The sequence below is a fragment of the Clostridium beijerinckii genome, from assembly GCF_036699995.1.
GTDB lineage: Bacteria > Bacillota > Clostridia > Clostridiales > Clostridiaceae > Clostridium > Clostridium helianthi.
In genome coordinates this window covers 814,863-839,443 of record NZ_CP144906.1, presented here as the reverse complement: position 1 = coordinate 839,443, position 24,581 = coordinate 814,863, and the positions used below count along the sequence as shown (strand labels likewise).

Annotated in this window: 22 protein-coding genes; 2 read left to right on the top strand and 20 right to left on the bottom strand. The window is 29.3% G+C overall.

Annotated features, from left to right (window positions below; all coding sequences use genetic code 11):
• Positions 1-35 precede the first annotated feature (35 nt).
• On the bottom strand, positions 36-1,469 hold the full coding sequence (locus PZA12_RS04140; RefSeq protein WP_168983577.1) for a DDE-type integrase/transposase/recombinase: 1,434 nt from the start codon (positions 1,467-1,469) through the stop codon (positions 36-38).
• A gap of 173 nt (positions 1,470-1,642) precedes the next feature.
• Here PZA12_RS04140 and PZA12_RS04135 point away from each other — a divergent pair, with 173 nt between their 5' ends.
• The gene (locus PZA12_RS04135; RefSeq protein WP_103698231.1) at positions 1,643-2,545 is read left to right on the top strand and encodes a glycyl-radical enzyme activating protein; all 903 of its coding nucleotides are present in this window, start codon (positions 1,643-1,645) and stop codon (positions 2,543-2,545) included.
• Between the two features lie 224 nt (positions 2,546-2,769).
• Here PZA12_RS04135 and ascB read toward each other — a convergent pair whose 3' ends face one another.
• The 12 genes from ascB to PZA12_RS04075 form a co-directional block, all read right to left on the bottom strand.
• Positions 2,770-4,194, bottom strand: a complete 1,425-nt coding sequence (gene ascB / locus PZA12_RS04130; protein ID WP_103698232.1) for a 6-phospho-beta-glucosidase — start codon at positions 4,192-4,194, stop codon at positions 2,770-2,772.
• Positions 4,187-5,614, bottom strand: coding sequence for a PTS cellobiose/arbutin/salicin transporter subunit IIBC (gene ascF, locus PZA12_RS04125; protein WP_103698233.1), 1,428 nt, complete (start codon positions 5,612-5,614; stop codon positions 4,187-4,189). Before ascF ends, ascB begins: the two co-directional genes overlap by 8 nt.
• Positions 5,615-5,929: 315 nt before the next feature.
• Entirely contained in the window at positions 5,930-6,673 is a 744-nt protein-coding gene (locus PZA12_RS04120) for a MurR/RpiR family transcriptional regulator (protein ID WP_023975752.1), read from the bottom strand.
• 87 nt (positions 6,674-6,760) lie between these two features.
• Positions 6,761-7,045, bottom strand: a complete 285-nt coding sequence (locus PZA12_RS04115; protein ID WP_017209407.1) for a barstar family protein — start codon at positions 7,043-7,045, stop codon at positions 6,761-6,763.
• A 22-nt stretch (positions 7,046-7,067) separates the two neighbouring features.
• On the bottom strand, positions 7,068-7,589 hold the full coding sequence (locus PZA12_RS04110) for a ribonuclease domain-containing protein (RefSeq protein WP_011968041.1): 522 nt from the start codon (positions 7,587-7,589) through the stop codon (positions 7,068-7,070).
• A 505-nt stretch (positions 7,590-8,094) separates the two neighbouring features.
• Entirely contained in the window at positions 8,095-9,021 is a 927-nt protein-coding gene (locus PZA12_RS04105; RefSeq protein ID WP_103698234.1) for a hypothetical protein, read from the bottom strand.
• Between the two features lie 599 nt (positions 9,022-9,620).
• Positions 9,621-10,694: a GIY-YIG nuclease family protein gene (locus tag PZA12_RS04100; RefSeq protein ID WP_103698235.1), complete on the bottom strand. Its 1,074-nt coding sequence runs from the start codon at positions 10,692-10,694 to the stop codon at positions 9,621-9,623.
• A gap of 519 nt (positions 10,695-11,213) precedes the next feature.
• Positions 11,214-11,462 carry a hypothetical protein gene (locus PZA12_RS04095; RefSeq protein ID WP_338481388.1) on the bottom strand — a complete coding sequence of 83 codons (249 nt, stop codon included), beginning with the start codon at positions 11,460-11,462 and terminating at the stop codon, positions 11,214-11,216.
• Between the two features lie 41 nt (positions 11,463-11,503).
• The gene (locus PZA12_RS04090; protein ID WP_103698237.1) at positions 11,504-11,713 is read right to left on the bottom strand and encodes a hypothetical protein; all 210 of its coding nucleotides are present in this window, start codon (positions 11,711-11,713) and stop codon (positions 11,504-11,506) included.
• A 212-nt stretch (positions 11,714-11,925) separates the two neighbouring features.
• Entirely contained in the window at positions 11,926-14,613 is a 2,688-nt protein-coding gene (locus PZA12_RS04085; RefSeq protein ID WP_103698238.1) for a TrlF family AAA-like ATPase, read from the bottom strand.
• 108 nt (positions 14,614-14,721) lie between these two features.
• The gene (locus PZA12_RS04080; RefSeq protein ID WP_278286282.1) at positions 14,722-14,850 is read right to left on the bottom strand and encodes a hypothetical protein; all 129 of its coding nucleotides are present in this window, start codon (positions 14,848-14,850) and stop codon (positions 14,722-14,724) included.
• Between the two features lie 626 nt (positions 14,851-15,476).
• A complete protein-coding gene (locus PZA12_RS04075) occupies positions 15,477-15,719 on the bottom strand; it encodes a hypothetical protein (protein ID WP_103698239.1) in 243 nt (80 codons plus the stop codon).
• A 254-nt stretch (positions 15,720-15,973) separates the two neighbouring features.
• Here PZA12_RS04075 and PZA12_RS04070 point away from each other — a divergent pair, with 254 nt between their 5' ends.
• Complete coding sequence (locus tag PZA12_RS04070) at positions 15,974-16,522, top strand: hypothetical protein (protein ID WP_103698240.1); 549 nt, start codon at positions 15,974-15,976, stop codon at positions 16,520-16,522.
• A 1,038-nt stretch (positions 16,523-17,560) separates the two neighbouring features.
• Here PZA12_RS04070 and PZA12_RS04065 read toward each other — a convergent pair.
• The 7 genes from PZA12_RS04065 to PZA12_RS04035 all read right to left on the bottom strand — a co-directional run bounded on the left by PZA12_RS04065 (position 17,561) and on the right by PZA12_RS04035 (position 24,381).
• Positions 17,561-19,147 carry a recombinase family protein gene (locus PZA12_RS04065; protein ID WP_103698241.1) on the bottom strand — a complete coding sequence of 529 codons (1,587 nt, stop codon included), beginning with the start codon at positions 19,145-19,147 and terminating at the stop codon, positions 17,561-17,563.
• Positions 19,148-19,242: 95 nt separating this feature from the next.
• Positions 19,243-19,416, bottom strand: coding sequence for a hypothetical protein (locus tag PZA12_RS04060; RefSeq protein WP_181005990.1), 174 nt, complete (start codon positions 19,414-19,416; stop codon positions 19,243-19,245).
• Between the two features lie 13 nt (positions 19,417-19,429).
• Positions 19,430-19,846 carry a hypothetical protein gene (locus PZA12_RS04055; protein WP_103698242.1) on the bottom strand — a complete coding sequence of 139 codons (417 nt, stop codon included), beginning with the start codon at positions 19,844-19,846 and terminating at the stop codon, positions 19,430-19,432.
• 94 nt (positions 19,847-19,940) lie between these two features.
• On the bottom strand, positions 19,941-20,123 hold the full coding sequence (locus tag PZA12_RS04050; RefSeq protein WP_103698243.1) for a hypothetical protein: 183 nt from the start codon (positions 20,121-20,123) through the stop codon (positions 19,941-19,943).
• Between the two features lie 222 nt (positions 20,124-20,345).
• Complete coding sequence (locus tag PZA12_RS04045) at positions 20,346-20,873, bottom strand: hypothetical protein (RefSeq protein WP_103698244.1); 528 nt, start codon at positions 20,871-20,873, stop codon at positions 20,346-20,348.
• A 109-nt stretch (positions 20,874-20,982) separates the two neighbouring features.
• Positions 20,983-21,450, bottom strand: coding sequence for a hypothetical protein (locus PZA12_RS04040; RefSeq protein WP_103698245.1), 468 nt, complete (start codon positions 21,448-21,450; stop codon positions 20,983-20,985).
• Positions 21,451-21,630: 180 nt separating this feature from the next.
• The gene (locus PZA12_RS04035) at positions 21,631-24,381 is read right to left on the bottom strand and encodes a bifunctional DNA primase/polymerase (RefSeq protein ID WP_103698246.1); all 2,751 of its coding nucleotides are present in this window, start codon (positions 24,379-24,381) and stop codon (positions 21,631-21,633) included.
• Between the last annotated feature and the right edge of the window lie 200 nt (positions 24,382-24,581).

Genomic DNA, 24,581 nt, shown 5'->3' with positions numbered 1-24,581 from the left:
TGTCAAGGGTGCGTTTCACCAACTGCTTTAGATCATTAGGCAGTTATTGTACAGTTATTTAGAACAAAGTCTTGAGATAGTTCAATAAATTTGCACCATCTAGTAGGCATGTTGGACATTGACTCTAACTCTTCAAGGATTACAGGAGTTTTGCCTTCAAGGGCAGAATGTGGTCTTAGAAAGTTAAAGTATGCCACAAACATAGTTACAAATGCAACCGACCCGTTAGGACTTCCGAAGCCAGTAGTAGCTCTATAATTGCCTTTAAAGGTTCGGTTAAGACGTTCAATAATTTGCTTCAATGGCCTATATTCTTTTGAAACTTCATCTTTATTGGTTAAGCCTATAACTTGAGTAACATCGAATTTTATACTATGGCTTGCAAAGAAGTGCTGTGCAAGAAGATATATAGGGTTACCATCAGTTATAAGATTAAGATCTTCAGGTATTTCTTTTAACTTACTTAGAACATCATCGATGGCTTTTACAGCCGTTTCGGTATCTCTATGTGGTGATACTCTGTAAGATAGAATAATCTTTTTAACAGCATCAAAAAAGAAGAAAATATAGTTCCACTTACCGTTAACTTTTATGTAGGTTTCATCGCCGCAGAAAGAGTCAGAAAGTTTATAATCGTAGTTATCTATAAATGGCTTAACTACAATTGAAACGGCATTAACATAGTTTAAAATTGCTTGATGAGATATTTTAATATCATGAATATCTTTAAGCAATGCAGCTGTCTTTCTGGAAGATAAACCGTAGTTAACGTAGTAAGTTAGAATGAGTCCTAAGGTGTAAGAAGAAATCATAATGTTTGGAAGAGAAACCTTTGATTTTACCGGACTTTCTTTAGAAAGTGGCTTAAAGTCAAAAGTGAAATCTCTAAATATGTATCTAACTTTGAACTTACCAGGATTCTTCTTAAAATCTTGTTTTTCAGATTTTGTCATTGATTTAAGATTATTTTGGTAAAAAGAGCAATTATCATTCTTACACTTATAAACGTAGAAATCCTTACGCGCCTTGATTCTTTCAAGTGTTTTACTGCAGTGAGGACATCTTAACACTATGGATTTCTGATAGTAATTTTTAGGATTGAATGTGGTATCACAGACTTTGCAAAGATATTGTCCTCGGCCTCCGTTATTATCGTAAAGATAGGTATGTGGAGCACCACACTTAGGACAGATAACATCCTTAGGAGCTAACGCTTTGTTTTTGCGAGGTTTCACAGGAGCAAATTCTTTGCCGTGCTTAAACTCATATTCAGCTATTAGAAGCTTATAGTTAAGTTTTTCGGGAACATCAAAGATTGGTTGATCATCTACTTGAAGCTTTCGGTATTCTTTCTTAACAGGTTCGTCCGAAATGCTTTTAAGCAAGTTTTTGCCAACCAGCAAAGTCATGAGATACTTTATAATTTCAATAAGATAAATTACAGTTTCAAGAAGAAACTTATTAATCATGGTAATAGCTTGCCTCCTTTTTTAGTTCAGTGTTTTTGTTTTGCAAGTATAAAATATCTTAACTTTTTGGGGGTGGCAAGTTATTTATATAAAAAATAAGAAAAATTAAAGGGTTGCTGCCTTAGTTAGATAAAAAACTTTGACAGTACCTTTTACTATATGGGGGTGTTTTTATGAAAGATATAAAGGCTTGCATTTTCAATATTCAAAAATACAGCATACACGATGGTCCTGGAATCAGAACTGTAGTTTTTTTCAAGGGCTGTCCCTTAAGTTGCCTATGGTGTTCAAATCCAGAATCTCAAGATAGTAAGATACAAATCATATGTGATAAAACTAAGTGCACACAATGTCTTCATTGCATAGACGTTTGTCAAAATAATGCTATTTCCTTAAATGATAATCATATAAAAATTGATTCTAACAACTGTATTTCTTGTTTTGCTTGTAAAAATTTCTGTCCTCATAAAGCTCTTTCAGCAGAAGGTGAATTTTTAACCCTTTCTCATGTTATGAATGAAGTTATGAAAGATGAAATATTTTATGAAGAGTCAAATGGGGGCGTTACTTTATCTGGTGGTGAAGTATTAATGCAGCATGAATTTGCATCACAGCTTTTAAAGGTTTTAAAAGAAAAAAATATACACACAGCAATTGAAACTACGGGCTATACTTCAAATGAAATATTCTCAAGTTTTATAGATAATGTAGATTTATTGTTATTTGATATAAAACACTATGATAGAGAAAAGCATTTTAAAGTAACAAATGTTTATAATGATTTAATTATTAAAAATTTAAAATTTGCTATAGATAACGGTAAAGATGTCATTATTCGTATTCCTGTCATTCCAAACATAAACTCTAGTTTAGAAGATGCTAAAGAATTTTGTAAATTACTTGAGTCCGTTAATGCTAAGAAAGTAAACTTACTTCCATTTCATCAATTTGGGCAGAAAAAATACGAACTCCTGAACAAACCATATACTTTCCAAAATACGCAACAACTTCATGAAGAAGATTTATTAGATTATAAAAATATATTTCTTAAAAACGGATTTGATTGTTACTTTTAAGATATAAAATTAAAAATAATATCAATATTTTTAATAAAAACCTACGTCATTTAGATATAATCCACCTTTGCTAATTCTAAAATACTTTTCTATTGCTACTTTTTAATATGTTTTTTATAGTGATGTCTTTCTCTAAATGTCTATAAACTAAAATAACCCAAGATAATATTAATAAATATTGTCTTGGGTTTTATAGTTACAGTGCAGCGTAACCTTTAAATTTTTTATATTAAACATTCACCGTTTGTTTCTATTACTTTTTTATACCAATAAAATGATTTTTTTCTTTTTCTCTCTAAAGTTCCAGTTCCATCATCTTGTTTATCTACATATACAAATCCATATCTTTTACTCATCTCTCCAGTGGATGCTGAAACTAAATCGATACATCCCCATGATGTATATCCTAATAGTTCAACTCCATCTTCCATGGCTTCTTTCATTTCTATGATATGCTGCCTAAGATAATCAATTCTGTAATCATCATTTATTGAGCCATCCTCTTCTATTGTATCTTTAGCACCTAGTCCATTTTCTACTATAAATAAAGGTTTTTCGTACCTATCATATAGCGTATTCATAGTTATTCTAAGACCTAATGGATCAATGGCCCATCCCCATTCACTAACTTCTAAATGAGGATTTTTTATAGATTTAACAACATTAGCTTCGGTTTGATTTTCCATATCCTTAGATGCACATCTAGAAGCATAATAACTAAAAGATATAAAGTCTACTGTATTTTTTAATATATCCAAATCATTTTCTTCCATTACAATACTAACTTCTTTTTCCGCAAATACCCTCTTTGAGTATGATGGATACTTACCTCTAGCTTGTACGTCTATGAAAAATAAATTTTCTCTATCCTTTGTATGAGCCATCCATACATCTCTTGGATCACATGAATACGGATAAAAATCTCCTCCTGCAAGCATACATCCAACTTTATTTTCTGGATTTTGTTCATGGGCTATTTTAGTTACTAAAGCACTTGCTACTAACATATGATGAGCTGCCTGATACTTAACCTGCTCTTTGTTTTCACCTTCTTTGAAATATATACCTGCTCCCGAAAAAGGACTATGTATCAGTATATTTATTTCATTAAATGTCAGCCAGTATTTAACCAAGCCATCAAATTCTTTAAAGCAGCATCTTGCATACCTTTCAAAAAATGATATCATTTTTCTGCTCTTCCATGATCCATATTTATTAACCAGTTCCATTGGAACATCAAAGTGACATAATGTCACTAATGGTTCCATATTATATTTTTTACATTCTAAAAATAAATCTTTATAAAATTTAATTCCTGCTTCATTAGGTTTACTATCATCTCCATTAGGGAAGATTCTTGTCCATGCGATTGAAGTTCTAAAAACTTTGAATCCCATTTCTGCCATCAAAGCAATATCTTCTTTATAATTATGATAGAAATCAATTGCCTCATGACTTGGATAAAATTCATTATCCTTCAAAGTCAAATCTTCTTCTAACCCTAATTTCACTTTCATTCTGTTTATTCCATGTGGTATAACATCTACAGTACTTAAACCTTTTCCATCTTCTCTATAAGCACCTTCAGCCTGATTTGCTGCAATAGCTCCACCCCATAGAAATTCCTCTGGGAAACTGTATTTACTCATTGTCTGCCCCCATTATTTCAATATTATCTTCTGCTGGAATATCTTCAAATCCAAATATTAGAGTTAATACGAAAGATAATACGACTGCCAGTATCATTATTCCAACTATCCAAATAAGGCTTGATGGATTTTGTGGATCAAAAAACTGAACACTTGTGAATAAACCTGGTGCAGCCATAGATCTACTTGCAAGTCCTGCTATCCCTGCTACGGCACCACATACACCACCTGAAATTAATGATGCTATCAAAGGCCTTTTAAATCTTAATGCTACTCCATACAGTGATGGTTCTGTGATTCCTGCAATGATTGCAGAAGAAGCAGCTGCAATTGCAGTTTGTCTTAACTCTTTATTTTTAGTTTTAAAAGCAACAGCTAAAGCTGCTCCTCCTAATGAAAGATTCGCACCTATTTCTGAAGGCATTACCATTCCTTCCATTCCTGTTTCTGCTATAGTTGTTAATATAGTTGGAGTAAACACTCTATGCATACCAGTCATAACAAGTAGTGGCCATAAAGCTCCCATTATTGCTACTGATACCCATCCTAATTTGCTGTGAACAAAATAAACTAAACCTGATATTGCTGTACCAATCCATATACCTAAAGGTCCTATAAGTCCAATTGCTATTGGAGCTGCAATCAATACTATAATCGCTGGTTTTAAGAAATTTTTAGTTACTTCTGGTGTTATCTTATCTACAAATCTTTCAATATATGATAATATCCAAGTCATACAAAGTGCTGGTATTACCGTATACGTATACTTAACGGATGCAATAGGAATAAACGCTAAAGTTACTTCCTTACCTTCTGATGCGCTTACCATTAGTTTCATAAAATCTGGATGTACCATAAGTCCTGCTATTGCAACAGCTAAATAAGTATTAGTTTTAAATTTCTTAGATGCTGATACTGCTACCATAATTGGAAGGAAATAAAATGCTGCATCTCCCATAGCATTCAGTAAGGTATATGTAGTACTGTCTGCTGGTAGTACTTTTAACATAGATAAAATCATTACTACTAACTTTACCATTGAACCACCAATAATTGCTGGTATTAATGGTGACATTGTACTTACTAATGCATCCAATATATTAGTTCCAACTTTTTTGATAGTTAGCTTTTCTTTTTTTATCCCTTTTGCAACGTCACTTTGTTCTCCAAAGTTTCCTAATTTTAAAACTTCCTTATAAACATAAGATACATTATTTCCAATAATAACTTGATGTTGTCCACCTTGGTTCACATATCCCATTACTCCATTAATTTTTTTAATCTCATCTACATTTACTTTTGAGTCGTCCTTTAAACAAACTCTTAAACGAGTCATACAATGAGTTACACTTTCAATATTTGAGATACCGCCTAAATTTTTCGCAATCGTTTTCGCAATTAATGCATAATCCTTTGCCATTTTATTACCTCACTTATATTTATTATTTTCGAATAGCTATTGAATGTATCTTAATGTTAATTGAAAAAGCGGATTCTGTCACTATGTAAACCATTATAAAAAACAGGTCTGTTTTTTAATAATTTGTTATTGCAAAAAAACAAAATGTTTTTTTGCAATTAAAATCAAAATGTGTTCTTGACATTTCATATATAAAAAAACTGTGATTAACAAACAAAAAGAGTAATTAAAATAAGCTTTATCAACTTGAGTTAAAAACTTCAAATCAATAAAGCCCTATGTAAAATAATACTTTTATTTTTCGCGCATAGCTATTTACTCATCTTGTATAGATTCTTCTCGACGATTTTGTAGTTTCCTTCCAATTCTTTCTATTATACTGATTATTGGAATTTGAGTTGTAATATCATATATTCCTACTTTAACATATGGTACATAATATGGGATATTATAATCAGACATTTTTGCTATAGTGCAATTTTCAGTGTTAGTAATACTAACAATACAGCAATCATCTTTTTTAAATCTATTTATATGACCTATAATATCTTTTGATTCACCAGACACAGAACATACTATCACAACTGAATTTTCATAAAACTTACCTGTAGTAGGGTAATACGGATCATCAATGCATAAACTAAATTGTCCAACACTTGATAGATATCGTGCTCCATATCTTGCTACAATTCCAGACATACTACTTCCTATAAAAATTGTTCTCTTTGCTTTTAATATAGCTTTTACAATTTCCTCTATCTTCTCATCATATTCTTCAGTATTTGTTTTCTTAAAAAAATCAATTATCTCTGTATTATCTTCACTTACTTTTTTAATTTCTTTTTCCTCTATAAATAATTTAAATTTTAGTTTAAACTCTGAATAACCACTACACCCTACTTTTTTGCAGAAATTTAATATGGTTGTAGTTGAAACATGAGATTCAACTGCTAATTCCCTTATTTTCATATATCGGACCTTATCTTTATTATCCATAATATAATTATAAACAGAAATTTCTAAATCATTAAGACTTTTGATTTGACTATAACTGAACATATAATACTTCCTTCCATTGGACTATTGCATACATTATATCAACTGATAACGTTTTTTTCAATCAAGATAGATATAAGTTTAAGTCAATTAAAAGTTGGAAATAATTTTTATCTTAAGTTTTCCTCCAGTAAATTTTTCAGCTTCATTAAAAATTTCTAATGTATTTTCAGCATAATCACCTAATAAGTCTTTACTTTTTTGAAAGTCAACCCATTCAATTGTAACTGGCAATTGAACATCAGCAGTTAGACAATCCCAGAGTGCATCTAAGTTTTCACCGTAATGAGCAGGAAGCTTTAATTCCTGTTTTAAAATTTGGTGTAACATATTTTTATCCGTAAGCTTACTGCCTTGTATTACTACTTTATTCAAGCTATTCACATCCTTAAAAAAACTACTTTCCTTTATATAATAATTTGAATGTTTTATAATGATCTGAGGTAGAGTAAATTAATCCATCATTTGAATAAAGAATCCTATCATCCCCACGATGTCCTCCATTATAGTTAATATCGCATTCATGCCAAATTCTATTAGGCGCATCTGGTAGAGATTTTTCAGCATTCTTAAAAATATCTCCCCCTATGCTTTTACCAGGCGCTACTTTGCTAAGATCGTCTCCTGGCTTCCATCCAAGTTTATTAGCCTGCGCTTTTGTTATAAAATTTTCAGGCAAAGTTCCATTTTTATGTATATAATCTGCAACGCCTTGAAAATCATTAATAATTTTTTTATTCTTTGAATCTCCATCTTGGCTAGAATCTATCTTTTTATCTTCTGATTTTGTAGCTTCCACATGGTTATCCTGCTGCTTATTCTCAGCAGTTTTATTTGTTGCTGCACACCCAAATAAACCTATAAACATAAGTAAAAGTATAAAAACAGCAGAGATTTTATGCATAAATATTTTTTTCATTTTTATAACCATTCCTTTCACGCTTCGCTCAAGACACAAAACGCAATTAAATTTTATTGATTCTCGGCTTTGATCGAATCATTTTATATTCTTTATTCATAGAGATAACAGTTAACTACAAATCATGTAGAGACAAGTAGGCTACACCTATTTATAGCAATAAGCACTTTATCAAACCAAATTATATCAGCCGTAAAATGGAGTAATTCTGAAAATTCTTTTTCCATATGTATCTCCATCCCATAGATTCTCTTGCATAATTCTACTCTTTTTATTATATCTAATACTTCCTGTTTTTTCTATAATTTTACACATGAATAGTAAATCTACTATTCATCTATGCATTCTGTAAATCATAGCATTTATCTATAAATCCCCTAAAATATAATTTTCTACAAAATAAAAGACCCACGAAAATCCAAATTTTAGATTTTCGTGGGTTTCATGGTGGAGGCGAAGCGTGACCTTTAAAATCCACCAATATTTATTAACACTCTCTTATAGTTTATGCTTGCTCCCATAAATCAACTGCTTTTTGAGTATCCAGTTCGATGTTTAATTTTTCTAATTTTTTCTGTAAAGTGTTCATTTGCTTTTTGCAATTAGAAAGATTGACTACAGCTTGTTTATATTCATCCAAATAGTAACCAATATCACTTGAATTAGCAGCAAATAATTTATCAGAAAAGCTTGTACTTTTACTTCTGTCATATCCATATTTAATTAATAATTCATTAATCATTTTTTCTTGTTCTTTAATAACTAAATCTATTTCATTTTTTATAAAAGTAGAATCTAAATTCTCATCATTATATCTAAATTCTTCATTTGATAACTTAATAATATTATTCTCTATAACATTGGTAATGCTAACCATCTGTTTTTTTATCTCTTTTATTTTTTCTAATCCAAGCTCATTAGTTATATTGAATTGTGTTTTCACTGTTTGTTCGATATCATTCTTACAATTTTGTATTAATGTTCTACTTATTATTTTCATAACCGCTTCTTTTAATTTTGTATATATTTCCAAAAATTCTTTGTAATTACTTTTAGAAATGTTTAAGTTTTTCTCCGCTACTTCCAACTTTTTTCCTAATGGCCAAGTATTCGGTATAAGACTTATACATTCCCATTCAGAATTAATAATTTCATATATTGGTGTTGAGAAAAATTTTTCTGTTAATCTTTTTTCTATTGCAGGAGCATCAGTAAACGAATCTTTATTAACATGGTAACAGTATACTCCATTTTTATTTTCTTTATTTAAAAAAATATCAGTCCCCTTAAATCCATTTAATAAATATTCAATATATCGTTCTTCGATTGATATTATTTTAGCTTTGTTATATGGAATAACTTTCTGAACTAATATTTGTTTAATCTTTGCTTCTAGAGTATCTGTTTTTATATGATAAAAATAACTTGCCATTTATATTTACTCCTTTCTATACTTTAATTAATCTAGATACCAAATAAATTTACATTACATATTAAACTCATTCTAGCTATACACCGTCGCCTAAATAATATATAATAAAATCCTTCATTTTCTTTTAATCTCTTAACTTTTAATTTAATCAAAATAATCATCTCCTTATATTTAAATTTTATCATATTTCTTCTAAAATGGCTTTTCTATTTTTTGTTCATAAAATAGATTTTGATAATAATACTATGCTGTCTTCAAAGAATGTTATTAAAAATCCTTAAAGGTACAACTTTCTGAACTTCTATAAAATAATTATATTTTGTTTTTTCTTTATCTACTGTTGTATTTGAGCAACTTATTCTTATGTGAAAAATTCACCAAAGCAACTTTGGTGAACCTATAATATACATTTGCTAAAGCTACTCTTACATAGTAAAAAACATAATTACATATAATTTAACAAAAAGAGAAAAACTCACGACATTTCTGTCATTAGTTGCATGGTATGCTAAATCAACTAATTCCTCATGCGCAAGCCCTTCCATTATAACACTTTTCATTTGTAATCTAATGTTTTCTGGTGTATTGAACTTTTAACATCATGGTATAATATTGGGAGAATGATATTTATCTTTATTATTTATCATATTAGGCAATTTATCAGAAGGGCTACTTGGAAACTGTTGTAACGAATTACTCTCCGAAAAAGGAGTTGGCAAAATCCAACCAGCAGTATGTATTTCATGCATTTCTAGCATATAGATCAAATGCTGATAGTTTTCATTTAATTTACTATATCTAAAATGAGTAAATTTTTTAATAGGGTCATTCTTATCGTTTCTATGTTGGTCTAATCTAATGCGTAAATCTGCAGCTTTTCCTATATAATAAGTCTTTGAATTATCATCCCAAAGCATATAAAGTACAAATTTGCAGTCTCCTCTTTTTATCTTCTTTAACTCTTCTTTGCTACGCCATCTCGTTTCTTCCAAAAACAGCTGTTTTTCTTCTTCTTTAGCATAATCTTTTAATCCATCTTTTTCTTCAACATCTACCGATTTCATGGCAGCATTCTGCTTATCAATAGCATGAAATCCTTGGGAACGAATCATATCTATTAGGCATTTTTTATAGATTTTTGTTTCTGGATTATTTCCATTATTTATCGCTAATTTGTATAAAACTACAATCTTCTTTTCAACACTAAAAGCAAGTACTGCATTTTCTGATTCGTCAATTTTCCATTCTTTACCGTTTCTATACTTTACATATGTGTCTAAAAAAATGCTCTTAAAACTTTGAAGCAACACTTCACTTAGTCTACATCGATATCCTTTCGCATAAACACCAACTTTTTCATTTTCAACCGTAATGATTCTCATTTCCATAGCATTTATTGGCAAAAGTGAAATATACTTTGCAATATCGTCACCCATAAATTCTTTTTCTAGATTATCATATTTATTTTTCACATCATCATGCACATAAAAAAGATAATTACCTTTTTCGTTTCCCATAAACTGGTACGGTATTTCATTTGAATGTAAATCAGAATCATAAAATGAGGCATTGTTTCCTGGATAAAATTCTCCATATTCAAAAAATGATTTTACATTATCCCAAGTTAATTTGAGATGAATTAAGAACATGCCATTAATTTTCTTCTTACTCATAAGAATCCCCCTAGTAACATATTTAAACCTTCACAATATACTTTACATATTTGTATAAATAATTATTGCTTTAGTTTCAATCAAAACTACGCAAATTAGAAATTACATTAATAAAATTCTAATAATCATTCTTTCTTACCCAATCTAACTTTCAGCAAATAGTCTATTAGTTGCTTTCTCCAATAGTTCTTCCTCTACGTCATCAAATTCTTCGCACAAAACATCATAAGGATTAAACGTGTTTACATTATAAAATATATATCCTCCCTCATATAGTCCCCTTCTACAGGTTCTTGAAAATTCTCTTTAAACAACTTTATCATGCAATAAATTTCAGTTTCATTTGAATCATGTAAAATTGCTGTTTGTGGAATATGAATCATAAATAAATCATTTTTTACCTTCCATCCACCTTTCTGTCTAATGATGCAATTAGATATTAACTTCTTTTGTTCTTCACAATATCTTCGTGCTATTCTTTTTTATGTCTAGCTACTATTAGGGAATATACCTTGTTTTTTATCGAAATATGATATTATGATATAATGTACCATACCTTGGTACAGCCTTTGCTTTAGGTGTTATCTCATAATTCTTATTGAGTAGATCAAATCCAGCTTCACTAATGCAAATAATTAATTTGGGATTAATATTTTCGATTTCTCTTTCAAAGTTAATTCTACAATTTTGAAAAATATCCTTCATAAATTCCCTATCATTGTCTAGCATAGTATCCATAATACATTTTATCGCATTACTACAATATATTCCATTTTCATCTTTTCCCTTTATAGCATCTAAAATATCTTCTAAAATATACCTACGAAGTGGGCTATTTTCTCATTCATCTTCAAAACATATCTTGCTTTTGTTTTACCATCTTCTAACTTTGGTGAGTGGCCTAATATGAAAATTAATGGGTTAGTTGTTTTATAATATATTCTAGGTTGTTCCTTACACTTTACCTTTGGATTACTACAGCAACCAGTATATTCATATATAGAAGACTCAAACTCCATATCATTCCTTCTTTCATTTAATATTAATCCTGATTATATTGCCATAAGCTATATATATTATAATCATATCATATATATGTTTTTTCAACAGTAACATTAATGCTTCGTTAAACGCACCTTTAGTGAACATAAAAATGTATCAAGTCTGTTGAACTTGATACATTTTTTAATACCATTCTTAAATAAAAGATAGTCTTACAAATTATAATTATTTATTTTATGTATTTATACTTACTTTCCCTCTTTTTAAACGCTGTAATTCCTCCCTCCATTATATTACATATACCTTCTTTTATCATTTTTTCCTCAATGCATCCAGTTTTTTTTCCATCCTTAAATATGACCTTGCCTACTTGATTTCTGTTTAGCATAATAATGCCTTCTGCATCACCAAGTACAGGAATGTTTGCATTATGAGTTACAATGATTATTTGTCTATGCTTCTTTAATTTCCTTATATTTTCAACAATCAAATCCATAATTAAACTATTATCTAAATCATCTTCTGGTTGATCTATTATAAGAGGTTGATTACCTTGATTTAATATAAATGCAAGTATCGCAGCACTCTTTTGTCCTGGCGATCCCTCATTTATTCCTATTTGTTGCCCATCATTTATAATCTTTATCTCCACTCTATCTTCAGGAATAAAATTAAATAATGTATATAAAATTCCGTCTTTAAATTTTTCAAGCCATATATTCTCAAACCTTGGATCTATATTAATATCATTCCCCAAATAACACTTTATGTCTCCATTATCACTAGTTAACACAAATTTAAACCATTCATGTAATCTATTTATATTTAATATATCATTATTAAATATTTCGTTATATATTATCATAAAATTATCATCAAAAGTACCTATTTTACCTAGGTCTTTCCTTAGGTTATGAAGCCATCTTTTACCATGAGATAGAAAGTGTAAATTAATTTTAATATTAGTTGCATTACCATTTATCTCATTCACTATTTTATATCGAGTATCAAATAACTCTCTCCAAAGCTTTATATACTCAACAATTTTTTCTTCAATTCTTTCAATTAATTCATCTTCTTCTGGTTTTAGTTTTAACAAATTATTTAATTTATTTATCTGTTCTCTGTTCTTCACCTCAATCTGATTGTAATTATTAACATCTATTCCGTTAACTTGCGATATAATTGAATCATATAGAACTTTTTTTTCATCTAACTTAGCTTTTAATTCAGAGTTATATATTCTTTCAGTAATTACATCAATGATATCATTATTTTTGCGTAATGAATTAATTATTTCATTATTTATATTATTAATAGCGTCTACTGTATAATCGAGTATTTGCATTTCGTCATTTATTACTAAACTATTAATATCCTTAAAAACACTAGTATGTAATCTCTCTATTTGTATATTAGTTTCATCAATAAAATCTTTGTATCTAATTAAACTAGCTCTTATAGTATCATATATATTAGATAGACATGATATCTCATCTCGTTTTTCTAAAATCCCAGAGTTTTTAAACTTTTCAAGCTTACTATTTCCAAGTTCTATCTCTGCCTTAATTTTAGGAATATCCCTTAACTGATTTCTAATTGAAATTAATTGTTGAGATAATTGAGTGAGTTCCTGCTTACACTTACCAATCCTTTCATCAATATTAATTTTTTCTGTGATAATATTTTCATCAATAATTCTTAGCAATGGACTATCGTTAGATTTTTCTGGATTTTCATCATCTTCAACTAAACAATAGATTTCTTTTTGACTAAATATTGAAATTGGAAATTCAGGATATTCATCAGTTATACCTTCTTCATTTTCATAATCCCATTTCTTTTTATTTTTTTTACCACTTACACTAATACCATATTTATTAAAGTCTCCAAAATTATAGAATAAGTTTACACATGAGCTATCCTGATATGTATTATTTATTAATTTATATTCTTTTATATTCCTATCATCATATTTCTTCAATGCAAGTCTGATCATTTCAACTATTGTCGATTTACCAGATCCTCTGCCACCAATTATACAATTTAAATTTGGAGAAAATTTAAAATCTAAATTATCTACGTGCTTAAGATTTTTTATTTGTATGCCAGCTATATAATTCTGAGTAACATCATTTGGATTATGTTGAGATTCTTCTTCGCTCCTTAATACACAATATCTTCTTGTATCAGGGTCTAACAGTACCTGCCTAAGAGCTTCAATAGATGGTTCACTAATCTTTATCCATGTATATGCCTTGCCAAAATTCACTATATCATGTTCGGCAGGATTCTTACCCGGATTATCAGATCCAGTAATAGTAGCAACTTTGGGAATAGCTTTATTTCTAACCTTATTATTAAACTCATTGATATCATCTTCGTCTCTGACTTCTATTGCATCTATTCTTATTAGATCGACAAACTTTGCTGTACCATTTTGCCCCAATTCTTTACAAAGACCCTTGTTTTTATTAAAATGTGCCGGTATAACCAAAACCCTTTTATCATATTCCTTAATTAAGTCTGCAAGTATATCTTCCCTTACAGATTTAGTTGTGTCTGTCCACATATTTTTCGTAAGACCACATCTTATTATAAACTGTTCAATATCTTCTGTTTCCATTTTAGGATCAAAAACAACCAAAATATGAGTCAGACTTGTCCCAACACATAGTTCAACGCCTGGAAATATAAATAGATCTCTTTTATTATTTTCTTTAATAATCTCTTCTCTTGCCTTTCTTAATGTTCCTATCCATCCCACAGAATTATGATCTGTTACGACTACAGCATTTAATCCCGAATCAAGTGCTGCATTAATCCAATCTTTTCCTGTAACGCTTTTGTTATAAAAGCAGCGACTTTCAGGTGTATGTGTATGAAAGTCTATTTTCCACCACTTTGCTATTCCCATTGTTCTACCTCCATAATTACGATTTAATTCCAATAATATATTATACTACCATATTATTGATATAAAAATAAAAATCTACAATTTCATGTAGATTCTTATTTCAATGCTTTATTTCTTTACAAAGTAAGCACATAAAACTATGTCACCTATATTAATTAGCTTATTATGTGCACTACACCAATATCCACTATTAATTAGTTTTTTATTTTTACACCTCGAGCATTCTCCAACTTCCATATTTGCATATTCCCCTTTCTTTTATTTATACATTATTACTATGAGTTTGGCTTTGCATTTTATTACTAGAATAAAACTATCAATAATTATTTTTAGATAAAGAGCACTTTAGTAAATGAAATGTTAATTTCTAAATTATTATCAATGTAATCACATAATAGATTCCAACTTTCATTCTATTAACCTACCTCTATATAAAAACTCTGATTATGTCGGTCATATAAATCATGCTTGTCAGTTTCGCTTATAAACTTAATTCATTGACTATTTTTGAGCAAAGAAAAAAGACACATTGAAGACAACTTCAATGTGTTCCTTATACACTATGACTTCTTCTACAAATTCTCCTCTTGTGAACTTTTTGCTTCCGGAAGATTCCTATGAATTACATAGCCGCTGGAATTGCTTAACGAGTTTCTTACATCTGCTTCCGGAACTATTTAATTATTAAAGCTTGTAATACTTAAAATAATAATTAAAAAGTCGTTCATAATAAATAAAGTATTTAATCTTTTTTATTGAAATAAATGATAGTTTTTTATCCTTTATTTCTACATCAGCTATTATAGATAGTTTTAAAAACTTAATTTTTTATTGTAATTTAGTAGCTTCCTTCATTTCTTTATCTATTTTATTAGTTTGTTGTGCTTTGTTGTTTCTATCCCTTTTTGTTCTTTTGACTTCTCAACACTTCCAGATATTATTCCAAATGTTGCAAGCCCTACTCCGGATGCAGCTATACCTACTGGACCAAAAGGTGCTCCTAAGAACATACCAGTAGCCAAGCCTATACCCGCTTTCTGCACCTGAGGCTTATTTTGTTCATAAAAATCATCAAAAGCTTTAATGCAATCTTCCTTAAAATTCATATAATTATCTCCTTTTTATAAATATATTGCGAATAGTATCTCCTATTGTAAATTTTTATATTCAATGAACACTAACCCAAGTTGGTTGAATATAAACTTCCATTGTTTCTAGTATTGCTGATTTAATTATGAATATATTTGATGTCCATAATTTGAATTGGTTTCTTTAATTATATTTCAAATAGCAGTGTCATATATTATATAGGTTAAAAGAATTATACTTTTGTAGTATTTATTTTAATGGGGGAATGTCTATGGATGAGCTTTCTAGCTTAATTAATGATTATAAGCAAAATAAGATGAACGAAGATATAAAATATTTGAAAAAATTTGAACGTATGAACTTTAAAACCTTTGATAGCTTTCTTAAAGTTGCACTATCCTCATTTCCAATTCATAAATGGTTTGTTAAAGTGAATGAGGAAGCTTTGGACGCTATAAGACAAGTTTACAATTATATTAGAATAAATGAAGAGACATTAAAAAAAATGAATAGGTTCAATGATATAATCTTTTTTGTTAATTCAGCTAATATAAAGAATTTCGGTGAACTTTCTATTTATGATACTTCAGTAGCCCTTGGCATATATCTTGGTCATATGCCAACACATGTTTTTTTACATGCAGGACCTAAAATAGCAGTCGAAAAAATTTTTGGTGCTAATTATAAACATAAGGTGCATTTTTTAAAAGATAACAAACGACTTATGTACATTGAAGCTTCAGACCTTCCAACGGAATTCCATGAGCTTGCCCCATATATTATTGAGGATTGCTTATGCTACATTCACAGTAAACTCTAAATATAATTGCTAAATTTAAAAATTAAGACAATCGCAATGATCTATGTACCTTCTCGGGTATTAATTATATCTTAGAATGGTACATGTTACCTTGAAATCCCCATAATTTTTATTCTATTCTCATAAAATTCATATCAACTATTTATTTATATAAATTAAGATACTTAAATAACAATGTCTTATTCGTTAAAGATTAATTTAGCGCAAATTGTTTAGAACTAACTATTTACTACTTCTACACTAATTTTATTTATAATGACCAATAAAATACAGACCAGGTTTGGAATCATCCTAACACGGTCTGTACTCTAACATAATTTGGTAATGTATTTTTTTAATTTATGCGTTAATATTTTTTGCAGATAAAACACGAAAATGGTTTAGGTTTTATGCATAATAAGCATTTTAAATGATCATCAGGTTGCCTGATTGTATAATTTAGATTTCTTTTCACCTATTTTCCTCCTTGTCCTTTTATATTAACATTTATAATAATTAAGCAAATAAACATAATTTTGCTATATTTATAGTTATATTAAAAACAACGCTCATTTCCATTCACCTCCTATTGTCCATTAGTTTTACACTATAGTATTTTGATGAATAAGCTTATCAAATTCATCTTTGATTACGGAACAGATATTATCCCATGCCTGCTTTACATTTTCAGAATTTAAAATTTGATAAGATCTGTTATTTTACTAATACCTCTCTACCGAAAATCTCACTTTGTAATATTATGAGAGGTTTTTTCTCATTTTGGTTTCTCATTACCAATTATTAACATTTACTTCATGTAATAAACATTTAAAATAAAATTTTTTTAATATTTATATACTAACTTTTATTTAATAGCTATTACTTTATTATTACATCAGTTATACCTACCAATTTAATTTATAACATCTACGCCTCACTTATTTTTAAGTAAACTAAAAACAACATTGAAGATAATTTCTCTTACAAACTTTGTACATTCTCATTAATTTAGCTAGTCAATAAAAGTCACTGAATAATTTTCTAGCTTCTCATACTATGTCAACTTACCTTTATATAAAAACTCTGACTATATCTTTCATATAAATCATATCTACTAATTTCACTTATAACCTTAACTCCTTGACTATTTTTGAGCAAAGAAAAAGACACATTGAAGATAACTTCAATGTGTTCTTTATATACTATAACTTCTTTTACAAAATCCCTTATGAATTTTTTGCATTCTGGAACATTCCTACTTATTACATAACCGCTAAAATTACTTAACAAGCTTCTTACATCTGCTTCTGTCACTATTTGATTAATATCCTTAGACTCAATTTCTGATAACTTAACTTCTAATTCAATCTTTCTATTTTTAAGCTCATCCATTTTAGATTTGAATTCTTCTTGAAAAAATCCATTTGTTATAGCAGTTACTATATTATTAATTTGACCTTCAACTTCTTCCATTTGCTTTAATAATACAGCTTTCTTTTCTGAATCAACATTATTTTGTTTTTGAAGGTTCTTATTAATTCCTTCTGCTATATACGTAATTGCCTTATCATTAAATATTTTTCTTTCAAGTTCAGATAGCACATATTCTTCAATGTATTCTTTTCTTATTTCCTTATTATCACACTCATTCGTTCTTGTTTTCTTCCTAACTGAACACCTATATGACACATATAATGGTTTATTCTTAGGTTTTCTACGGTTGCCTTGATATGGCTTACCACAACATCCACATTTAATTAATCCTGTAAGCAGATAATTTTCTTTAGCTTTATTAGCACCTGGTTTTTGTTTTCTCATTTTTAGAATCTCTTGAACTTTTTCAAAATCTTCTTTAGACACTATAGTAGGCATACCACCTTCAATCCTAATCACTTCCTCAGGATTTTTATATGCATGTCCATTTCTTTTACCAAAAGCATCTTTTTTAGCAGTTTTATTGTAAATATATGCACCTGTATATTTTTCATTAGTTAATATACTATGAATACTATTGGGTCTAAACACAGTTCCTAACTTAGTTTTAAAGCCTCTTGCATTCAATTCATCAATCATTTCACTTCTTGAATGTCCTGCAATGCACATCTCATATATTAACTTAACACTTTCAGCCTCTCTTTCATTTATAATGTATTTCTTATCTTTATTAACATCATATCCTAATGGAGGAGTTCCTCCATTATGTAAAGCCTTATATCCATTCTCTGTAAGACCCTTCATGGTTTCTCTTGCTAAGTTCTTAGAGTAATATTCCGCCATTCCTTCAATAACACTTTCAAGTATTACACTTTCTGGGCTATCATCTAATTGTTCTGTAACACTAATAAGTCTGATTCCACATTGCTTTAGCTTTCTTTTATACATTGCACTATCGTATTTATTCCTCGAAAATCTGTCCAACTTATGAACTATTACACAATCAAAGTTTCCCTTTTCTGCATCTTTAATCATCCTAAGAAATTCTGGTCGTTTGTCACTTGTTCCTGATTTAGCTTTATCAGTATATTCCTCTATTATTTCATAACCGCTTCTTTGTGCAAAATCTTTGGCTGCTCTTAACTGCGCATCTATTGACTCCTCACGTTGATTATTACTTGAAAACCTTCCATAAAAAACTGCTTTAGCCATAACATCACCTCTTGAATTCATCTAAGTTATTATATATTAAGAATTATCATTTGTTTGAATGTCGAAGTTTTTATGCTCCGACATCAATTTCTCCTTTAAACACTGCATTTGTTAATATACTTTGAAGTTAGTATTTCAATTAAAGCCTTGTACTTATCAGAAGATGTAACTACATTACCTTCACCTTTTATTTTTTGAATACTATCTCTAGTGTAATTTCTATCATATAACTTTTTTCTAGATATTGATGTTTTAACATATCCACTCATCTAAAGTTACCTCCTATGAATTTTCATAACATTTATTATATTGTCCTAATACATCATCTGCTGGACATTTTTTCTTTAATCTTTGCCCTGTATATCCTAGATATCTTAACTCTAAATATGATGATATTTTCAATTCCCCATTAATATACAAATTGCTCAACCTATCATAAAGATTTAAAAATTCGTTTTGAAAACTATTTCTCTTATAAATTATTAATTCATAAAATTTTCTACCATCAGCACCAAGTGGAACAATATTAGTAATAATAGCTTTGAGTAGTGTATAATTAATCTTATCTATATTATTTTCTACCCATTCATAAAAAGGATGTGCTGCTATACCTACCCCTCCCCTAGCTTCTATATAATCCACAAGCTCATTAGATTTATTTGCTTTATTAAATTTAGTTAATAAATATTGTTTTAACATCTTAGGCCTCCTTATATAGTAATTTCAACTGTAAAGCCATTAATTTATATATTCTAATAAATAATATATAATTAACCTCTTTGCTTTTACAATTTTAACCAAATAGAATTTCGTCATAATATCTATCCATCATATAAAGGGAATCTTTATTTTGAATTTTGTCATCTATATATTTTAATAGTTCCTCCCAATAAGTATCATTATTTCTGCTACAATCCAATACTTCATTTCCATTCTTAACTTGATCTAATTCATTTAATTGTAAAACCTTTTTCATTTTTTCAGCATCCTTTCTATTGTTTTAAATAAAAGAAGTTATCAATATGATAACTTATAAAATTAATTTTTAAATTTTAACTGTCCTTAATGTCCTTATTTTATGAGCAACAATTAAAAGTTCTATTAACTTATTTAATTAAATACCAAAGGCAAAGAAGTTTACCAACAATAATTTAATACAGAAAACAAATTTGCCTTTAAATAAAATATTAAATACAAGTTACCCTAGAGATATTATAGCTACTAACTTACCATTGTTTTCAGCAAACTCTAGCTTTCTAAATGTAATAGAAGTAGTTTTTCCACTAAAATCCAAGTTAAATCTATTAGTTATTTCTTCAACTAAATCATAGGAGTATATTATTCCCTTTTTTCCTTCTTTCTCTCTACGAACAGCATGTTGTGCAACATCAGCGGTTGCTGAAAATTCCTGTGAAATTAAGATTTTTTCATTCTTATAATAGCTAAATTCTAGCTTGTCCGGAAAATTTAAATGTTCCATTACTTTACCAGCAACCGTAACGCGCTTACCATTTTTTTTAGAGTTTATAACTGTTAAATATCCTGGAGCACCAGATACTCCTCTTGAGCTACTTTTTGTTTTTGAAAATTCAATATCTGAAAAGTCGAATTGTACCAAATTCACTTTAGAACTAATGTCATTATGTTCAATATTTATAGTTTCCTTTCCTAAATCCTCTTCAGCATTGTTATTTTTTAATTTATTATTTTCCGCATAATTGTTCATGTACATTTCCTCCTAAAATTTATATTTTTATTTTTTATTTACACTATACTAAGTTTTTTAATACAGGCATCAAAATATCTGTCCTGATTGCCCTAGCTTTTAAAAGTGGTCAGTATACAATATTCTGAATGATTGGAAACTCATAACCACCAAGTGTAGCTGATTTAACTTTTACAGTTAACCCTTTACCAATGATATCCTTTGGATTAATTTTTTTATTTCTCGGTATATATCCAAGAGTTGCTTTTACTAAGTCATAGTATTTATCGCCAAATTTTAATGTATTGCTACAATCAAAGCTGAGTTCTTTAAATATGCCTTCGCTCACTTTTATTTTTACAACAAAAGATAATTTGATCCAAATTCCTCTTTTTCCAATTTGTTTTGTTGATTCATAGCTTGTTATTGTACAGTCTTCATAAGTCATACCTTCCTTAAATGGTGCCATTGAATCATACGCATCCAATACAACACAATCATCAGAACTTTCAAAAAGCTCACTAAATTCTTCATTATTCTTATAATTATTTATTATTTTATCGCTATGCATATAGCTATTATTTTTTGATTTCTTCATTTTTTCACCTCCCCTTATAAAATAGTAGGCTAAATCTTTATATAATTGCCCATATATATTTGTTGAATAATTTGTTCCAAGTGAAATTTGTACCATTAATCAAATATTTTTATTTATCATTTTCTATCTAATTTCTGTTTGATTTAGAGCTTGCATTACCCACAAGCCCTAAATTATTTTTTATATTTCTAAAAATTCTTTGTGTATGTGTAACAATCTCATTCGCACTTTTTCACCTTTCTTTGTTGATGGTACAGTTACTTTTCGAAGGTTTTGGTTATTTCCAGACTTAGATGATTCAATTTGAATCATCCTTGCATCTGCAAGGTTTTTCCATAGTATCTTTTCTGTAACAGGAAGCATCTTTTTATTCTTAGAAAGTAAACTATTTACACAAGTGTATGCTACTAAAGGATAAAGGTAATAAAACTTATCATCATAAAATCCTATATGATTATTTCCCCCACCAATTATAAGTGAATCATTATCAGGTGAATTTTTATCAAGTAGGTAAACTTTATTTGAGTTGATTAATTCATTCAACGTATCCATGAAAATTTTTTCTGGTTTTTGCTCTACAATTACCTCACTTTGATTTATAATTGCTTTTTTAAATAAGTTGTGAGCTATTTGTTTTAGCTTTTTATATCTTTTCTCCGAAATTGCTTTATTTTTTCTTGCAAAAGTAAGAAAAAGTGAAAAAGCTACTTCTAAATAAGCAGCTGTATCAGTTAACCTTCCATGTACATTTTCACCAAAAAAATCAGATCGTCGCTTGTAAAAATTACTTTTTACAAATTCCGGGAGCTTGGTTGAATTCTTTTGTAACCATCCAATGTAAGAAAGCATCGACTGATTAAGTAGTTCTCTATTATTCTGTAAAAATGTTAAATTTTCCAGGTTAACATCACCATCCAACAATTCAATAGCAAGGAATCGCGCATTGGCAGACTGTCCAGTTGGAAGATCTTCACCTGTAACCAGTGCCATACCACGAGGTACATATGTTTCTTGAAATTCTGTAGTTGAAGTTAAACGACCTCTAGCTACTCGATCTCCATAAATACGAATAGCACGTTCTGCAGTTTTAGCCATTAAATTCACTTCACTATCAGCTCCATTTGGATGAAAATCATCAATTAGAAGTAATGAATCTTTTACCACGTAAGCTTTTTTCTCAATGAAGTTTGCTGTATCCTTAAATGAAGCTGGTGGTGAGTTAAAGTAACCAAAGTGAGATAACATAGCTAATGACAATGCTGTTTTTCTACTTCCTGTACGTCCGTATAACCAAATAATAAAGTTTGGAGATAAATCAGCCTGTTGAAAAAAATAAACAAGTGGTGAAATATAAACAAGTGCTAATAATGGAATACTAATTTTCAAAGGTGTAGTTTTCAATATTTTTAAACTTGAACTTATCGCTTCTTTAATATTCATAGCCCTTGGTGGAAAAGAATAGCACTTTAAAGATGAATCAAGTTTGACATCGACGTTGTCCACACCTACTGCACCATTTCCATGCAAATATGCAAGTGAATCATCTTGTAACTTAGCCCATCCAATGTGCTTGTATAGCATTTGTATTTCAATATTTTTACTAACACGCTGAATAATTTCTCTAACTTTGTCTTTTACCCCATAACCAGAATAAATTACTGGAGCTACCCCCCAAGCCTTAATAAGCCAGTCTAAACGCTCAAATTCATTTATTTTCACTTCCTTTGGTTCCAATACTCTTCCACCTTCAAGTACTCCTTCGACTATAATGGAGCTATCTGTAACCATACCATCTGTCGCAACTACATTTTTAACTATTCTTAATATAAAATTTGCGATTACTTTTTTAGTACCTTCAGATGTTAAAATGCACATTCTTCCATTTTCATCTAGATATACCCCATCAATATCCTGTAATGCTTGAATGTAATCTTTATACACATCTAGTTCGGGTGGAACAATTTTTGTTACAGTATTTAGAAAGATACTTGGACTATAGTGTAAATCTCCATCATCTCCTTTTTTCGCACTGCCAAAACATAGAGAAATTTGCTTCTCAGAACAGCCAAAGCTTGTACATTTAGCTGGACCATATTTTTTATCTGCCGAATTTCTTTCATTTATAAGCTTCTCTATACGTTCTTCGCTTCGCTTATCATGTTTCTTTGATTTCTCCGAAAAAGCAAATGCAAGTTGATCATTTCCACAAGCTATAAAGAAATTTTCAAATTCAAACCATTCATCCTCTGAAAGACCACCACCTTCTTGAAGCTCTAACGCCTTTTTGCAGTGCAGGCATTTTGAAGTAAATTTGCCTAATTGGTAATTAATTATACTCTCACTAAGTAATTTTGAATCTTCAAAATTGTTTAGTTTACTTTGATTAACACCAGAACTTTCAGTCATTATTTTCACCATCCAATCAGGTGCATTTGCAATTTCTAGATCTTTATAGCTTTTTTTCTCCACCCACTCATATGTACCGCCATTTGGATGCAATGAACCTGGAAGAATAGTCTGCTGTCCTATACCTAAAAATGCTAACTCTGAGTGTTCTCCTTCTAATGTAAAAGTACGCTTTTTTGCATTAAGATTTTTAGGAAAACGATACAAATATCTCATCCCATTTCCTGGTGTTATATAAGTCCAGGTATCTGGTAAATCTCCCTGTGATTTTTCATGTAATAACTCAACTGCCGAGGGACCATCAATATCAATTCCAACAATACCGCAATCACCTCCTAGCACTAATCCAATCCCCGGGAACTTGGACTTTATAAACCAGTCTTTAACTTCTTCTGGATCCGTTTTGCTAACCTTGTTCCAACCTTTCTTTTTAGGTATTTTACTGTCACACTCGATTATGGGAAGGTCCATTTTAATATATTGTAATGCAATGTTTTTCAAATTTTCTAACTTCTTAATGTTCATAACTTCTTATCCTTTCATTTTTTAATTCTTTGAATTTCTAATTTTTTAACTCCTGAAGTATAACAGATAATTTTAAAACTTTATTTCACAAAAACACCTCCTTAAAAACTATATACAAAAAAATTATTTTTCGTTTTTTATAAGGTAGTTCAGGCAATAAATAAAATTTTATGCCTTCATAGAACTGTTAGAGTATGTTT

What these genes read in the sequence shown, in the direction of transcription:
- PZA12_RS04135 (WP_103698231.1), top strand. Translation starts at nt 1,643, where the DNA reads ATGAAAGATATAAAGGCTTGCATTTTCAATATTCAAAAATACAGCATA.
- PZA12_RS04065 (WP_103698241.1), bottom strand. Translation starts at nt 19,147, where the DNA reads ATGGCTAAAGCAGTTTTTTATGGAAGGTTTTCAAGTAATAATCAACGT.
- PZA12_RS04085 (WP_103698238.1), bottom strand. Translation starts at nt 14,613, where the DNA reads ATGGGAATAGCAAAGTGGTGGAAAATAGACTTTCATACACATACACCT.
- PZA12_RS04070 (WP_103698240.1), top strand. Translation starts at nt 15,974, where the DNA reads ATGGATGAGCTTTCTAGCTTAATTAATGATTATAAGCAAAATAAGATG.
- PZA12_RS04050 (WP_103698243.1), bottom strand. Translation starts at nt 20,123, where the DNA reads ATGAAAAAGGTTTTACAATTAAATGAATTAGATCAAGTTAAGAATGGA.
- PZA12_RS04140 (WP_168983577.1), bottom strand. Translation starts at nt 1,469, where the DNA reads ATGATTAATAAGTTTCTTCTTGAAACTGTAATTTATCTTATTGAAATT.
- ascF (WP_103698233.1), bottom strand. Translation starts at nt 5,614, where the DNA reads ATGGCAAAGGATTATGCATTAATTGCGAAAACGATTGCGAAAAATTTA.
- PZA12_RS04080 (WP_278286282.1), bottom strand. Translation starts at nt 14,850, where the DNA reads ATGGAAGTTGGAGAATGCTCGAGGTGTAAAAATAAAAAACTAATTAAT.
- PZA12_RS04105 (WP_103698234.1), bottom strand. Translation starts at nt 9,021, where the DNA reads ATGGCAAGTTATTTTTATCATATAAAAACAGATACTCTAGAAGCAAAG.
- PZA12_RS04045 (WP_103698244.1), bottom strand. Translation starts at nt 20,873, where the DNA reads ATGAACAATTATGCGGAAAATAATAAATTAAAAAATAACAATGCTGAA.
- PZA12_RS04100 (WP_103698235.1), bottom strand. Translation starts at nt 10,694, where the DNA reads ATGAGTAAGAAGAAAATTAATGGCATGTTCTTAATTCATCTCAAATTA.
- PZA12_RS04040 (WP_103698245.1), bottom strand. Translation starts at nt 21,450, where the DNA reads ATGAAGAAATCAAAAAATAATAGCTATATGCATAGCGATAAAATAATA.
- PZA12_RS04120 (WP_023975752.1), bottom strand. Translation starts at nt 6,673, where the DNA reads ATGTTCAGTTATAGTCAAATCAAAAGTCTTAATGATTTAGAAATTTCT.
- ascB (WP_103698232.1), bottom strand. Translation starts at nt 4,194, where the DNA reads ATGAGTAAATACAGTTTCCCAGAGGAATTTCTATGGGGTGGAGCTATT.
- PZA12_RS04075 (WP_103698239.1), bottom strand. Translation starts at nt 15,719, where the DNA reads ATGAATTTTAAGGAAGATTGCATTAAAGCTTTTGATGATTTTTATGAA.
- PZA12_RS04060 (WP_181005990.1), bottom strand. Translation starts at nt 19,416, where the DNA reads ATGAGTGGATATGTTAAAACATCAATATCTAGAAAAAAGTTATATGAT.
- PZA12_RS04110 (WP_011968041.1), bottom strand. Translation starts at nt 7,589, where the DNA reads ATGAAAAAAATATTTATGCATAAAATCTCTGCTGTTTTTATACTTTTA.
- PZA12_RS04090 (WP_103698237.1), bottom strand. Translation starts at nt 11,713, where the DNA reads ATGGAGTTTGAGTCTTCTATATATGAATATACTGGTTGCTGTAGTAAT.
- PZA12_RS04055 (WP_103698242.1), bottom strand. Translation starts at nt 19,846, where the DNA reads ATGTTAAAACAATATTTATTAACTAAATTTAATAAAGCAAATAAATCT.
- PZA12_RS04035 (WP_103698246.1), bottom strand. Translation starts at nt 24,381, where the DNA reads ATGAACATTAAGAAGTTAGAAAATTTGAAAAACATTGCATTACAATAT.